Source organism: Amycolatopsis sp. w19, from assembly GCF_051373225.1.
Classification (GTDB): Bacteria; Actinomycetota; Actinomycetes; order Mycobacteriales; family Pseudonocardiaceae; genus Amycolatopsis; species Amycolatopsis japonica.
Genome location: NZ_JBPQFM010000069.1, coordinates 1 through 696 on the forward strand (window position 1 = coordinate 1; position 696 = coordinate 696).

Annotated in this window: 2 protein-coding genes; both read left to right on the plus strand. The window is 33.2% G+C overall.

Features of this window, described 5'->3' with window-relative positions; translation table 11 throughout:
* The first annotated feature begins 7 nt into the window (after window positions 1-7).
* Entirely contained in the window at window positions 8-151 is a 144-nt protein-coding gene (locus tag ACSMFO_RS40165; RefSeq protein WP_436462540.1) for a YesK family protein, read from the plus strand.
* A gap of 72 nt (window positions 152-223) precedes the next feature.
* Window positions 224-454, plus strand: coding sequence for a cold-shock protein (locus ACSMFO_RS40170; protein ID WP_098287835.1), 231 nt, complete (start codon window positions 224-226; stop codon window positions 452-454).
* Window positions 455-696 lie beyond the last annotated feature (242 nt).

Genomic DNA, 696 nt, shown 5'->3' on the forward strand with positions numbered 1-696 from the left:
GTTTTTTATCGGAGGATGGACTGGTATGGGAGAAGGAGCAATTTGTTTTACTGCTTTCATCTCATCACTTATCTCCCTAATAATCATATCTGTAGTGGAAGCTTTAAAGGGAAAAGTAATAAGAATATTCACCAATAAAGCATGTATATAATATACAAATTCAGTTAACATAATCACCATTATCGAAACAAAAAAATACTGATACTTTAGGAGGAAGATTTATATGGCAGAAAGACAAGTTGGAACAGTTAAGTGGTTCAATGATGAGAAAGGATTTGGCTTTATTACACCAGAAAGTGGACCTGATCTTTTTGTCCATTTTACAGCTATTGAACGGACTAAAGGGACTGAAGGGGTTGTTATTAAAAGCTTAAAAGAAGGGCAAAAGGTTACTTTTGTAGTAGTGAATGGCCAAAGAGGTATGCAAGCAGAAATGGTACGGGTCCTAGGCTAATATCCTAAGGGAATTATTACACAGTAAAAAATGAGGTGAGAAATGTATATCACATGCAAAATTAGTTAACATAATCACAATTATCGGCACTTAAAAGAACAAGCAGCTTAATTTAAACTGCTTGTTCTAATCTTTATCATCATCTTTAAAAACTTATCCAATATAGATTGGCCACAGCAATAAGGCCAAAAGATATAAAACCTGCAACTTTTACAGGATGAGTAATTTTATATTCAATAAAG

What these genes read in the sequence shown, in the direction of transcription:
- ACSMFO_RS40170 (WP_098287835.1), top strand. Translation starts at nt 224, where the DNA reads ATGGCAGAAAGACAAGTTGGAACAGTTAAGTGGTTCAATGATGAGAAA.